10 protein-coding genes are annotated in these 12,340 nt (G+C 65.9%); 3 read left to right on the plus strand and 7 right to left on the minus strand.

The genetic code is table 11. The features are described from left to right. The first annotated feature begins 56 nt into the window (after nucleotides 1-56). Nucleotides 57-1,217: an Mrp/NBP35 family ATP-binding protein gene (locus tag FGU64_RS18530; protein WP_139954505.1), complete on the plus strand. Its 1,161-nt coding sequence runs from the start codon at nucleotides 57-59 to the stop codon at nucleotides 1,215-1,217. Between the two features lie 41 nt (nucleotides 1,218-1,258). On the opposite strand, the gene FGU64_RS18535 is transcribed toward FGU64_RS18530, so the two are convergent. Then, a complete protein-coding gene (locus FGU64_RS18535) occupies nucleotides 1,259-1,705 on the minus strand; it encodes a carbon monoxide dehydrogenase subunit G (protein WP_139954506.1) in 447 nt (148 codons plus the stop codon). Nucleotides 1,706-1,852: 147 nt separating this feature from the next. Here FGU64_RS18535 and FGU64_RS18540 point away from each other — a divergent pair, with 147 nt between their 5' ends. After that, entirely contained in the window at nucleotides 1,853-3,655 is a 1,803-nt protein-coding gene (locus FGU64_RS18540; protein ID WP_139954507.1) for an IlvD/Edd family dehydratase, read from the plus strand. Between the two features lie 687 nt (nucleotides 3,656-4,342). Here FGU64_RS18540 and FGU64_RS18545 read toward each other — a convergent pair. Together FGU64_RS18545 and FGU64_RS18550 are read right to left on the minus strand one after the other, a co-directional pair. After that, nucleotides 4,343-6,031, minus strand: a complete 1,689-nt coding sequence (locus FGU64_RS18545) for a hydantoinase B/oxoprolinase family protein (protein WP_139954508.1) — start codon at nucleotides 6,029-6,031, stop codon at nucleotides 4,343-4,345. A gap of 2 nt (nucleotides 6,032-6,033) precedes the next feature. Next, nucleotides 6,034-8,097, minus strand: a complete 2,064-nt coding sequence (locus tag FGU64_RS18550) for a hydantoinase/oxoprolinase family protein (protein ID WP_139954509.1) — start codon at nucleotides 8,095-8,097, stop codon at nucleotides 6,034-6,036. Nucleotides 8,098-8,322: 225 nt separating this feature from the next. On the opposite strand from FGU64_RS18550, the gene FGU64_RS18555 reads away from it, so the two are divergent. Then, nucleotides 8,323-9,141 (plus strand): ferredoxin--NADP reductase, encoded by an 819-nt coding sequence (locus FGU64_RS18555; protein ID WP_139954510.1) that lies wholly within the window; start codon nucleotides 8,323-8,325, stop codon nucleotides 9,139-9,141. A 122-nt stretch (nucleotides 9,142-9,263) separates the two neighbouring features. On the opposite strand, the gene FGU64_RS18560 is transcribed toward FGU64_RS18555, so the two are convergent. From FGU64_RS18560 to FGU64_RS18575, 4 genes are all read right to left on the minus strand, one after another. Further along, nucleotides 9,264-10,040 (minus strand): amino acid ABC transporter ATP-binding protein, encoded by a 777-nt coding sequence (locus FGU64_RS18560; RefSeq protein ID WP_139954511.1) that lies wholly within the window; start codon nucleotides 10,038-10,040, stop codon nucleotides 9,264-9,266. Nucleotide 10,041: 1 nt separating this feature from the next. After that, nucleotides 10,042-10,704 (minus strand): amino acid ABC transporter permease, encoded by a 663-nt coding sequence (locus FGU64_RS18565; protein WP_139954512.1) that lies wholly within the window; start codon nucleotides 10,702-10,704, stop codon nucleotides 10,042-10,044. Then, a complete protein-coding gene (locus FGU64_RS18570) occupies nucleotides 10,704-11,351 on the minus strand; it encodes an amino acid ABC transporter permease (RefSeq protein ID WP_139954513.1) in 648 nt (215 codons plus the stop codon). The genes FGU64_RS18565 and FGU64_RS18570 overlap by 1 nt, the downstream gene beginning before the upstream one ends. 71 nt (nucleotides 11,352-11,422) lie before the next feature. After that, nucleotides 11,423-12,241, minus strand: coding sequence for a transporter substrate-binding domain-containing protein (locus FGU64_RS18575; protein WP_139954514.1), 819 nt, complete (start codon nucleotides 12,239-12,241; stop codon nucleotides 11,423-11,425). Between the last annotated feature and the right edge of the window lie 99 nt (nucleotides 12,242-12,340).

Below are 12,340 nucleotides of genomic sequence, written 5' to 3' on the forward strand. Positions count from 1 at the left end.
TTGATTTCGCCATCACGCCCGCCGGACATGCGGTCCGGCCAGCCAAGGAATGATCCATGACCGTCACCAAGGAATCCGTCATTGAGCACCTGAAGACGGTCAACGGGCCGGATTTCACCGGCAATATCGTCGATCTCGGCCTTGTGTCGGAAATCTTCATCGCCGATTCCAAGGTCTTCTTCTCCATCACCGTTCCGGCCGAACGGGCACAGCAGATGGAGCCGCTGCGCGCCGCCGCCGAGCGCGTCGTCAAGACGATCCCCGGCGTTGCCGGCGCGGTCGTGGCGCTGACCGCCGAGAAGAAGGGCGGCGGCATGGAAAACGCCCCGCCGCGCCAGCCGCCGCGACTGGCTCCAGCTCCTGGCGGCCATGCCCCGCACGCGCCCGCTTCGCGCACCTCCGGCAAGCGCGGCGTGCCGGGCATCGAGGCGATCATCGCCGTGGCGTCCGGCAAGGGCGGCGTCGGCAAGTCGACCACCGCCGTGAACCTGGCGCTGGGGCTCGCCGCCAACGGTCTGAAAGTGGGCGTGCTCGACGCCGACATCTACGGTCCGTCCATGCCGCGCCTGCTTGGCATCAGGGGCCGGCCGGAGACGAAGGACGGCAAGATCCTGCAGCCGATGCAGAATTTCGGCCTCAAGGTCATGTCCATGGGCTTCCTCGTCGATGAGGAGACGCCGATGATCTGGCGCGGGCCAATGGTGATATCGGCGCTGACGCAGATGCTGCGCGAATGCGAGTGGGGACCGCTCGACGTGCTGGTGGTCGACATGCCGCCCGGCACCGGCGACGCCCAGCTCACCATGGCCCAGCAGGTGCCGCTGGCCGGCGCCGTCATCGTTTCGACGCCGCAGGACCTCGCTTTGATCGACGCCCGCAAGGGCCTCAATATGTTCCGCAAGGTCGACGTGCCGCTGCTCGGCATCGTCGAGAACATGAGCTATTTCATCGCCCCCGACACCGGCAAGCGCTACGACATCTTCGGTCATGGCGGCGCGAAGCGGGAGGCCGAGCGGCTCGGCGTCACCTTCCTCGGCGAGGTGCCGCTGGAGATGGGCATTCGCGAAAGCTCCGACGACGGCAGGCCGGTCGTGGCCGCCAAGCCGGACGGCCCCGAAGCCAAGATCTATCGCGACATCGCGGCCAAGGTGTGGGAGCGGCTGGCCGAGGAGAAGGCGTCGGCCGAAGGTGCTGCGCCGGCGATTGTGTTCGAGTAGCGGCGCCTTTTCCTCCCCTCAAGGGGGGAGGTGGAACGGCACTACCCTCCCACTTTCTCCCCGAACGTCGAGAAGAATTGGCCCGCCAGCTTCTTCGACGTCGAGGTGATCAGCCGGCTGCCGAGCTGGGCGATCTTGCCGCCGACATCGGCCTTGGCGGCGTATTTCAGCATGGTGCCGTCGCCGTCGGGCGTCAGCGTCACGTCCGCGCCGCCCTTGGCGAAACCGGCGATGCCGCCCTTGCCTTCCCCCTGGATGGTGTAGGAGTGCGGCGGCTTCAAATTCTTCAGCGTCACCTCGCCGTTGAAGGTCGCCTTGATCGGGCCGATCTTGAGCACGACGGTCGCCGCCATCTCGGTCGGTGATTTCATCTCCAGGCTCTGGCAGCCGGGGATGCAGTCCTTCAGCACGTCCGGATCGTTGAGGGCGGTCCAGACCTTCTCCACCGGCGCCGCGATGCGCTCCTCGCCTTCGATCACCAAAGCCATTGCATCCTCCCGTCGAGACGTGGGAAATGCGTAGCTTGGTATGGCGTCGCTGTCCATCGCACCAAAGTCCGGGGTGCGACAGCGAACCCTCTTGCCGGGGGGACGGCGCTGTCCTATCCATTTATCAGACAAATAAGGATTTCCCCGATGGCAGGCGCCCCGACCCGGAAAAAGCTTCGCTCCCAGGAGTGGTTCGACAACCCGGACAATCCCGGCATGACGGCGCTCTACCTGGAACGCTACCTCAATTTCGGCTTGACCCGCGAGGAACTGCAGTCCGGCAAGCCGCTGATCGGCATCGCCCAGACCGGCTCGGACCTGTCGCCTTGCAACCGCCACCACCTGGACCTTGCCAAGCGCATCCGCGCCGGCATCGAGGCTGCCGGCGGCGTGCCCTTCGAGTTCCCCTGCCATCCGATCCAGGAAACCGGCAAGCGCCCGACCGCCTCGCTCGACCGCAACCTCGCCTACCTGTCGCTGGTCGAGGTGCTTTACGGCTATCCGCTCGACGGCGTGGTGCTGACCATCGGCTGCGACAAGACCACGCCGGCGCTGCTGATGGCCGCCGCCACCGTCAACATTCCCGCGATCGCGCTGTCGGTCGGGCCGATGCTGAACGGTTGGCACAAGGGCAAGCGCACCGGCTCCGGCACCATCGTGTGGGAATCGCGCCAGCGGCTGTCGGCCGGCGAGATCGACTACAACGAGTTCATGGAAATCGTCGCATCTTCGGCGCCGTCGACGGGCTACTGCAACACCATGGGCACGGCCACCACCATGAATAGCCTCGCCGAAGCGCTCGGCATGCAGCTTCCCGGTTCCGCCGCCATCCCCGCGCCCTATCGCGAGCGCGGCCAGATTTCCTACGAGACCGGCAAGCGCATCGTCGAGATGGTGCACGAGGACCTGAAACCATCCGACATCATGACGCGCGAAGCCTTCGAGAACGCCATCGTCGTCAATTCGGCCATCGGCGGCTCGACCAACGCGCCGATCCATCTCAACGCCATCGCCCGTCATCTCGGGGTCAAACTCGACAACGACGACTGGCAGGCGGTCGGCCACAAGATTCCGCTGCTGGTCAACCTGCAGCCGGCCGGCGAATATCTCGGCGAGGACTATCACCATGCCGGCGGCGTGCCGGCGGTCGTCGCCGAACTGATGAAGGCCGGTCTCCTGCCGCATCCCGACGCCGTCACCGTCAACGGCAAGTCGATGGGCGAGAACTGCGCCGGTGCCGAGGTCATGGACCCGGACGTCATCCGCACGGTCGCCGATCCGCTGAAGAAGGAAGCCGGCTTCATCAACCTGAAGGGCAACCTGTTCGATTCGGCCATCATGAAGACCAGCGTGATCTCGGAGGAGTTCCGCGACCGCTACCTTATGAACCCGGCCGACCCCGACGCCTTCGAAGGCAAGGCGGCCGTCTTCGACGGGCCGGAAGATTACCACGCCCGCATCGACGACCCGGCCGAGGGGATCGACGAGCACACCATCCTCTTCATGCGCGGCGCCGGGCCGGTCGGCTATCCGGGCGGCGCGGAGGTGGTCAACATGCAGCCGCCGGCTTATCTCATCAAGAAAGGCATCCACTCGCTGCCCTGCATCGGCGACGGCCGCCAGTCCGGCACGTCCGGCACGCCGTCGATCCTCAACGCCTCGCCGGAAGCCGCCGTCGGCGGCGGCCTGGCGCTGCTGAAGACCGGCGACCGCGTGCGCATCGACCTGCGCAAGGGCACGGCCGATATCCTGATTTCCGACGAGGAACTGGCCAAGCGCCGTGCCGCGCTGAACGGCAACGGCGGCTATCACTATCCGAAACACCAGACGCCGTGGCAGGAGATCCAGCGCGCCATGGTCGACCAGTTCGACCAGGGCATGGTGCTGAAGCCGGCGGTGAAATACCAGGACGTCGCGCATACGGCCGGAATGCCGAGGGACAACCACTGAGCGTCGGCGCACTTCATCTTCGCCACGCTGCCTTTTGGCCCTGGCCATTGTCAAAGAACTGACCTCATTGAATTGAGGTCGGAAAGCGGGCGCGGTTGCCGAGCCTGCTAAGTTAAGTAATGGCGCGGCATCCCGCGCCCGCCGGCGATTTCTGTTCCCGTCCGTTCCGCTTCACCGCAGCTCACGCTGAAGGCATTTGCGCCAACACCGGCCGATGGCTTGCAGCGCTCGTCCAGCGCGCGGGGGCCGTATTACCCCCAGGGGAACCCTTGGACGGAACCTCCCCGGGCGGTTGCTTACGTTGAACAACCGCCGGAGGCGCCGGCTCCCCGCCACGCAATCACCGTCATGACCGGTGTTCCCGCGCGGGAAGCTGGGCCAAGTATGCGGCGGGTTCGGGAGAGGTGGATAAGTTTCGGGAGAAAATCTTTCTCAGGTAGCGCTCCGTCCAGCAACCCTCATCCGACCTCACTTCGCTCGGCCACCTTCTCCACAAGGGGAGAAGGGAGGAGTTTGCGCCTCCGCTGCAGCAAATCTCCAGCGTTGACGATTGGCCGCGAGGGTGCGCTGCCGTACCTTCTACCCTTGTGGGAGAAGGTGGATCGGCGCGCAGCGCCGAGACGGACGGGGGGTGCTGGACGGTGTGCAGTGCTCAAGATCGGGGGCTGATGTCTGCTAATCCCGATCTCACTCCACCGCCACTCCGAACATCTCTTTCGCCTGCGTCGCAGTGTAGTACCCCATGGCCACGTCGTGCCGCACCGCATCCGGGTCGCGCTGGTGCGGGTCGCCATAGCCGCCACCGCCGGGCGTGCCGACGCGCACGCGATCGCCGGCCTTCATCGGGATATCCTGTTCCTTGGAGAGGTGCGGCGGCACATGCGCCTCGCCGTCGCGGAACACCGTCACTTCGTTGACGGCGCCATCCGCGCCGCCGAGTGCGCCCTGCGGCCCGAAGCGGCCGTGATCCATGACGAAGGACGCGCGGGCTTCCCCTCTGAGCAATTCCACCTCGTAGGCGAGCCCGAAGCCGCCGCGATGCTTGCCCGCGCCGCCGGACCCTTCGCGCAGCGCATAGTGGCGGTAGAGCACCGGAAACGCCTGTTCCATGATCTCGACCGGCGGCGACTTGGAGATGCCGATGGTCGAGCAGCCGTTGGAAAGCCCGTCTTCGGCCGCGTTGCCGCCATAGCCGCCGCCGGAAATCTGGTACATGACATAGTCGCGGCCGCGCGCCGGGTCGTGGCCGCCGAGAGCGAAGTTGCCGCTGGAGCCTGCGGGCGCCGCCGTCACCTTTTCCGGCAGGGCCTGCACGAGGGCCGCGAACACCGCCTCGGCGATGCGCTGCGAGACTTCCGCCGCGCAGCCGGAAACCGGGCGCGGATAATGCGCGTCGAGGAAGGTGCCCTCCGGCCGCCTGACGATCAGCGGCTCGAAGGCGCCGGCGTTGATCGGCACGTCGGGGAAGATGTGGCGCATGGCGAGATAGACGGAGGACAGCGTGGTGGCGAGCACGCTGTTCATCGGCCCGGCGCAGGGATGGCTCGACTGCGAGAAATCGAAGGTCAGCGTCTCGCCCTGCTTTTCGACCAGCAGCGCCACCGTCAGCGGATGGTCGACCACCCCGTCGGAATCGACGAAGGCCTTCGAGCGGTAGAGCCCGTCGGGAATGGCGGCAATCGCCGCGCGCATCTGCTCGGCGGCGCGGCGGCGCAGTTCGGAAATGGCATCTCTTACCGTTTCGTCTCCGTAACGATCCAGGATCTCGTTGACCCGGTCCTGCCCGACCAGCAGGGCGGCGGCCTGCGCCTTGATGTCGCCGATACGCTGGTCGGCGACGCGGATGTTGGAGGCGATGATGGCGTGGATTTCCGGATCGAGCACGCCTTTCTTGAAGAGCTTTACCGGCGGCAGCCGCAGCCCCTCCTGTTCGACGGCGGTGGCCGAGGCGGAAAAGCCGCCCGGCACCGCGCCGCCGATATCGGGCCAATGGCCGGTGTTGGACAGCCAGCAGAAGATTTGTCCGTCGCGATAGAGCGGCATGACGAAGCGCACGTCCATCAGGTGCGTGCCGCCGAGATAGGGGTCGTTGACGATGTAGATGTCGCCTTCTTGCGGCGGCAGGCAGCGCCCGTCGCGGATCATCTCGATGACGGTGCGGGTGGAGTGCTGCATGACGCCGACGAACACCGGCAGGCCCTGGTTGCCCTGCGCGATCAGCGAGCCGTCCTCGGCCGAATAGATGCCGTCCGAGCGGTCGTTGGCCTCGGCGATGACCGGAGAGAAGGCGGCGCGGGAGAAGGTCAGGTCCATCTCGTCGCAGGCCTGTTGGAGCGCGGCCTGGATGACGGAGAGGGTGATGGTGTCGAGGGTCATGGTCATCTCACCTCGATGACGATGTTTCCGTCCGCATCGCCGCGCGCCGTGTCGCCCGGCTCCAGCACCGTCGTGCAGTCCATCTGCTCGAGGATGGCCGGGCCTTCGATGACGGCGTCCAGCGGCAGCCTTTCGCGTGCATAGACCGGTGTGTCGTGCCAGCGCCCGTCATACCAGACGGGGCGCACTTCCAGCCGTGCCTCGGCAAGCGTGCCAGCACGCCCGGCCGGGTCGATGAGCCGGCTAAGGTGGAGCGCGGGGCGCACGCCGGTGACTGAGGTGTTGAGGTTGACGAGGTTGGCGCGGATTTCCGGCAACTCCACCTTGAAGCGGGCGAAATAAGCCTTCTCGAACAGCGCCTGCAAGGTCGCGCGGTCGATGGTTGCGGAAGGCAGGGGAACGTTGACGATATGCGTCTGGCCGATGAACTGCATGTCGGCCGAATGGTTGATGCGGATTTCGTCCGGCTGCACCGCTTCCTGCGCGATCAGCGCCTTGCCTTCCTCCACTTGCGAGGCCAGCACGGCCTGCACGCGCTCCTCGTCCAGCGCCGTCACCGGCTGGTTCAGCGTGTTGACGAAGTCGTGCCGCAGGTCCGCCACCACGCAGCCGAGCGCGTTGGTGATGCCGGGCCGCGCCGGCACCAGAACGCGCGGCAGGCCAAGCTCGCGGGCGAGCGCCGAGGCGTGCAGCGGCCCGGCGCCGCCGAAGGCGAACAGGGTGAAGTCGCGCGGGTCGTGGCCGCGCGCCACTGACACCATGCGGATGGCGCCGGCCATCTTCATGTTGCCGAGTTTCAGAACGGCGCCCGCCGCTTCGACACCGGAAAGCCCGGCGGCGCGACCGATTTTCTCCTCGAAGACGGCGGTCACGCTTTCCATGGAAACCGGATTGTCGACGGAAAGCAGCTTCTTCGGCGCCAGCCGGCCGAGCACGAGGTTGGCGTCGGTGATGGTCGGTTCCGTGCCGCCGCGGCCGTAGCAGATCGGGCCGGGGGCAGCACCCGCGCTCTGCGGCCCGACCTGGATCAGCCCTGCCGCGTCGACGCGGGCGATCGAGCCGCCGCCGGCGCCGACGGTGTGCACCGCCACCATCGGCACATGGATCGGCATGGCGTATTCGATCTCGATCTCGTTGGAGACGGCCGGCTCGGCGTTGCGGATCAGCGCGACGTCCGTCGAGGTGCCGCCCATGTCGTAGGTGACGAGGTTCTCGAAGCCGGCGCGCCTGCCGGTATAGGCGGCGGCGATGACGCCGGAAGCCGGGCCGGACATCACCGTCTTGGCCGCCTCGCGGGTGACGAAGCGGGCCGAGATCATGCCGCCGTTGCCGTTCATCATCAGGAAGTCGCGGGCATAGCCCTGTCCCGCCAGCTCTGTCCTGAGCTTCTCGACATAGCGTTCGAGGATCGGCTGCACCGAGGCGTTGACGGCCGCCGTCACCCCGCGCTCGAATTCGCGCGCTTCCGAAAGCAGCGCGTGGCCCATGGTGATATGGCCGTTCGGCCAGAGTTCGGCGGCGATCTCGGCCGCGCGCTTCTCGTGCTCGGGGTTGGCGTAGCAATGCAGGAAGTGGATGACGAGCGACTCGCAGCCGGCATCGAGCAATTGCCGCACGGCATCGCGCACGCCGTCCTCGTCGAGCGGCGTGCGCACTGCGCCGCCGGCTTCCACGCGCTCGGCGACTTCGAGGCGCAGGTTGCGCGGGATGACGGGGACGAAGGTTCCGGTCATGCCGTATGCCTGCGGGCGCGTGCGCCGGCCGAGCTCGATCACGTCGCGGAAGCCGGCGGTGGTGATCATGCCGGTCCTGGCGAGCCGCCGTTCCAGCACCGCGTTGGTGGTGGTGGTGGTGCCGTGGACGATGAGGTCGATATCCTTCACCGGGTAGCCGGTGGCGGCAAGGGCCGCGACCACACCGAAGGCCTGGTTGTCGACGGTCGTCGGCGTCTTGGCGATCTCGACCTTGAAGGCCGCTTGGTCGATCAGGATCAGGTCGGTGAAGGTGCCGCCGACATCGATGCCGGCCACGACGCTGCCCGAGTGAACCTGAAGGTTTTCATCCATCGCCGAAACCCGAATCCGGACCGCGGATACGCGCCGGACCGACCGGCTTTCCCGCCCGATCTTGACACGGAAATCATTTGTATACTAATAAATTTACCACACAAGGGCCTGATACGTGGGGCCTGATGCGCGGGGCCGTGACGAGGGCGCTGTGACAGGCCGCCCGATTGACTGGTTCAGCGCCGCACGATAACGCCCTTCGTCTTTGCCGCAGGATGTTTCCGCATGACGTCTGCCCTTGCACCCGAGCCGCGCGCGCCGCAGTTCCCCATTCCCGCCAATGTCTATGCCGAGACGGTGGTGTCGGTGCGCCATTACACCGACCGGCTGTTCTCCTTCCGCATCACCCGTCCGCAGTCCTTCCGCTTCCGCTCCGGCGAGTTCGTCATGATCGGCCTGCCGAATGCCGAGAAGCCGGTGTTCCGCGCCTATTCGGTGGCGAGCCCCGCCTGGGACGAGGAACTGGAGTTCTTCTCCATCAAGGTGCCCGACGGCCCGCTAACCCAGCATTTGCAGAAGATCCAGCCGGGCGACACGGTGCTGATGCGCCAGAAGTCGACCGGCACGCTGGTGCTCGACGCGCTGACCCCGGCCAGGCGCGTCTTCATGATCTCGACCGGCACCGGCATCGCCCCCTTCGCCTCGCTGCTGCGCGATCCCGACACCTACGAGAAGTTCGATCAGGTTGTCCTTACCCATACCTGCCGCGACAGGGCCGAGCTGGTCTATGGCCAGGAACTTGCGGCGTCGCTGAAGGACGATCCGCTGATCGGCGAACTGACCGAGGGCCGCTTCACGCTCTACAATTCGACGACGCGCGAGCAGAGCGACTGCATGGGCCGCATCACTGCGCTGATCGGCTCCGGCAAGTTCTATTCCGACCTCGGCGTCGAACCGCTCAACCCGGAAACCGATCGGGTGATGATCTGCGGCTCCATGGAGATGCTGAAGGACGTCAAGGAACTGGCCGAGAACCACGGCTTCGTCGAGGGGTCTCTCAGCGCGCCTGCCAGTTTCGTCGTCGAGCGCGCCTTCGTCGGCTGACGGCTGGCTTCAGCTTCCAGTCATCATTCCCCACGCGCCTTGCAGGGCGTGGCTAAAGTCGTGCCCGGGTAGCGATAGAAGGGTGGGCGACGTCCGAACTCCGCACCGCTGGCGGCGGCAGGTCAAAAACTGTTGCGCTCGTGATAGGTGCGTAGGAAGGCCTGGATGCGCGGGTCCTCGGGATGGTGCAGGATCTTGCCCGGTGCGTCCACGCCCACCAGTTCGCCCTTTTCCATGAAGGCGACCTGATCCGCGACATGGGCCGCGAAGCCCATTTCGTGGGTGACGACGACCATGGTCATGCCTTCGGTCGCGAGCGTGCGCATGACGCTCAGCACCTCGCCAACCAGCTCCGGGTCGAGTGCCGAGGTCGGCTCGTCGAACAGCATCAGGCGCGGTTCCATGGCAATCGCCCGGGCGATCGCCACGCGCTGTTGCTGGCCGCCGGAAAGGCGCGAGGGATGGTTGGCCATCTTGTCGGCCAGTCCCACTTTCTTCAGCGCCTCGGCGGCGCGGGCCTCGGCTTGCGCCTTCGGCAGGCCGCGCACGCGGATCAGCCCCTCGGCCACGTTCTGCAGCGCGGTCATGTGCGGCCACAGGTTGAATTGCTGGAACACCATGCCGATGGAACGGCGCATCTCGCGCAGCTTGCGACCGGGCATCCTGCGGCCGCCGGGCGTCGCATAGCCGATCAACTGCCCGTCGATGGCGATCTCGCCGGAATCGTATTCCTCGAGGAAGTTGATGCAGCGCAGCAGCGTCGATTTGCCCGAACCGGAAGGTCCGATCAGGCAGGTGACCTTGCCAGGCAGGATCGACAGGTTCACGTCCTTCAATGCCTGGAAGGGGCCGTAGAACTTGTTGACCTTGCGGATCTCGACGGATGAGGCTTCGATCATCCTACGTCCTTTCGATCAGATGTCTGGTGATGCGCGTTTCCAGCCAGCGGCCGGCGCGCGAGATGGTTTCGACCAGGAGCCAGAAGAACAGCGCCAGGATGAAGTTGGCTTCCAGGTAGCGGAAGGTCTCGGTGGACATGCGCTGCACGGAATACATCAGCTCCGGCACGGTGATGATGGACAGGATCACCGTCTCCTTGGTCAGGATGATGGAGAAGTTGACCAGTGCCGGCAGCGCCGAAACGAGGCTGAGCGGCAACAGTATGCGGCGAACGATGGTGAGTTCCGACATACCGATGGCGCGTGCCGCCTCCAACTGCCCGACCGGCACGGCGAGGTAGCCGGCGCGAAAGATCTCGGCGAAATAGGGACTGCCGTAGACGCTGAGCCCGAGTAGTCCCGCCGGAAGTGCGTCGAGGCGCAGGCCGAGCAGCGGGCCGCCGTAATAAAGAACGAAGAGCTGCACCAGGAACGGCGTGCCGCGGATGACCTCGATATAGGCCTGGATCAGCCAGCCGAGGGGGCGCGGCCCGTAGCGCTGCGCCAGCGAGATAATCAGGCCGAGGATCATGCTGAAGATGGTGCCGAGAACCCAGCACAGGATCGTCAGTTTGAAGCCGGAGAGCAGGATCGGCCAGTATTGCAGCAGGATGCTCGGGTCCATCAGACGGCCGTCCTGTGCTCGAGGTAGCGCCCGAGCGCCGCGAAGCAGAGATTGATGACGAGGTAGATACAGGCGGCCGCGATGTAGACTTCCAGCGGCCGGAAGGTGGTGGCGGCCTGCGCCTGGCTGGCGCGCGTCACCTCAAGGATGCCGACGACCGAGACCAGCGACGACGCCTTGACCAGAAGGATCAGTTCGTTGACCAGCGCCGGCAGCGAGTAGCGGAAGGCCTGCGGCAGGATCACCCTGATCCAGATGTCGCGCGGCAGCATGCCGATGGCGGTGGCCGCCTCGGTCTGGCCTTTCGGCAGCGCGATGATGGCGCCGCGCCAGATTTCCGAGACATAGGCGCTGGAACAGATGCCGACCGTCACCACGGCGGCGACCATCGCCGGCACGTTGATGCCGATGACCGGCAAAAGGTAATAGGCGAGCAGGAGCTGCACCAGCAGCGGAACGCCGCGCAGGAAGCTGACCCAGAGCGCCGCGAACCAGCGCAGCCAGCGCGTGCGCGACAGTGCCGCCGCGCAGATCAGCGCGCCGACCACCAGCCCCAGCGCGATGCCGAGGACGGAAATCAGCAGCGTGAAGCGCGCCGCCCAGAAGAGCGGCTCGAAACTGCTCAGGAAAACGGGGATCGAAAACATCGATGCTCCATTTGCCGCCAAGGGGCGGATGGAAGGTTGCGGGCGGGATCACTCCCGCCCGCTCTAAGGCCTTACTTGGTCGGAACTTCGCGCGGCAGCTCGGTGTAGGTGCCCAGCCACTTTTCCTGGATGGCCTTGATGCGGCCGTCGTCAGTCATCTTCAGCATGGCGTCGTTGATCGCCTTGACGAAGCTTTCGCTATCGGCGTCCTTGCGCGCCACCCAGGCGAAATAGGTCGGCTGGCCGAAGGTGGCCTTGTCGAACATGGCGAACGTCTCGGGACGGCTCTTGACCAGATAGGTGAGGTTCGGCAGCGAGCCGGCGACGGCGTCGAGACGGCCGGCGGCGAGGTCGGCATAGGCCTCGTCGGTGGTGCCGTATTCCTTGACGTTGACGCCGCCGAGCTTGTCGCCGAAGGCCTGCAACTGCTTGAACTGCGCGGTGCCCTGCTGGACGCCGACGGTCTTGCCCTTGATGTCTTCGGGATTCTTCAGCTCGGTGTTGGCGGCGGCGCGCACCAGCGCCACGGTGGCGTCGGCGATCGGCAGCGTGAAGGCGTAGCGTTCGAGGCGCTCGGCCGTGATGGTGACCGGTGCGATGACGATGTCGAACTTCTTCACCTCAAGGCCCGGCAGCTCGGCGGTCCAGGGAATGTCCTGGTAGACCGGCTCGACGCCGATTTCCTTGGCCACGCCGTCGAACAGGTCCTTGGTCATGCCTTCGTAGGTGCCGTTGTTCAGCATATCGAAGGGCGCATAGTGCATGTCCGTGGCGGTCTCGATCTTGCCCTTGGCCTTGATGTCGGCAAGCTGGTCGGCCATGGCCGGCACGGTCAGGCCAAGCACGGCCAGGCCGAGCAGGGCGGATTTCAGTGCGTTGGAAAAGGTCATCGTCGTTCTCCTTGATGGACGAGTGAACTATCGGGAATTCATCGCGCGCCGCCACTCCCCCAACGGCGCTTGATAGGGTCAGAGAATGGACGCCTGCGT

Origin of the sequence: Mesorhizobium sp. 8, assembly GCF_006351905.1 — a bacterium.
GTDB lineage: Bacteria > Pseudomonadota > Alphaproteobacteria > Rhizobiales > Rhizobiaceae > Mesorhizobium > Mesorhizobium composti.

Bases quoted from the DNA above. Each gene is read 5' to 3' on its own strand.
- FGU64_RS18530 (WP_139954505.1), top strand. From the start codon at position 57: ATGACCGTCACCAAGGAATCCGTCATTGAGCACCTGAAGACGGTCAAC.
- FGU64_RS18535 (WP_139954506.1), bottom strand. From the start codon at position 1,705: ATGGCTTTGGTGATCGAAGGCGAGGAGCGCATCGCGGCGCCGGTGGAG.
- FGU64_RS18540 (WP_139954507.1), top strand. From the start codon at position 1,853: ATGGCAGGCGCCCCGACCCGGAAAAAGCTTCGCTCCCAGGAGTGGTTC.
- FGU64_RS18545 (WP_139954508.1), bottom strand. From the start codon at position 6,031: ATGACCCTCGACACCATCACCCTCTCCGTCATCCAGGCCGCGCTCCAA.
- FGU64_RS18550 (WP_139954509.1), bottom strand. From the start codon at position 8,097: ATGGATGAAAACCTTCAGGTTCACTCGGGCAGCGTCGTGGCCGGCATC.
- FGU64_RS18555 (WP_139954510.1), top strand. From the start codon at position 8,323: ATGACGTCTGCCCTTGCACCCGAGCCGCGCGCGCCGCAGTTCCCCATT.
- FGU64_RS18560 (WP_139954511.1), bottom strand. From the start codon at position 10,040: ATGATCGAAGCCTCATCCGTCGAGATCCGCAAGGTCAACAAGTTCTAC.
- FGU64_RS18565 (WP_139954512.1), bottom strand. From the start codon at position 10,704: ATGGACCCGAGCATCCTGCTGCAATACTGGCCGATCCTGCTCTCCGGC.
- FGU64_RS18570 (WP_139954513.1), bottom strand. From the start codon at position 11,351: ATGTTTTCGATCCCCGTTTTCCTGAGCAGTTTCGAGCCGCTCTTCTGG.
- FGU64_RS18575 (WP_139954514.1), bottom strand. From the start codon at position 12,241: ATGACCTTTTCCAACGCACTGAAATCCGCCCTGCTCGGCCTGGCCGTG.